Genomic DNA, 269 nt, shown 5'->3' with positions numbered 1-269 from the left:
ATTGCCTCTGAAGATCCTAAATCATTCGGAAGTAATAAAGGCTATTTTAATCCACAAAATTGGACTGATTACAATGACTTAATCGGTAGATATGATTCGGTCGAGGGTGAATTAGTAGTAGTACCTAAAGCGCATCGGTATGCAAAAGTATATGATAATCCTGACTTTAAGCTAGGTGCTGTTGATACAGTCAAGCTAAAAGGCGTGAGAGTTTTAGAGCATAACTTACCAATGGTGATGCTAGCGTTTGAAATGTTTAATGCTAATGA

General features: G+C 36.8%; 1 protein-coding gene. It reads left to right on the top strand.

What is annotated here, in order from left to right; genetic code table 11:
- Window positions 1-269: hypothetical protein (locus tag H5090_RS20630; protein ID WP_182696632.1), on the top strand; the 269-nt coding region annotated here is incomplete at both ends.

The organism is Pseudoalteromonas sp. SR43-5 (assembly GCF_014163835.1).
GTDB classification, from domain to species: domain Bacteria; phylum Pseudomonadota; class Gammaproteobacteria; order Enterobacterales; family Alteromonadaceae; genus Pseudoalteromonas; species Pseudoalteromonas distincta.
The sequence above is the reverse complement of the archived record's forward strand: the minus strand, read 5'-3'. Positions and strand labels throughout refer to the sequence as shown.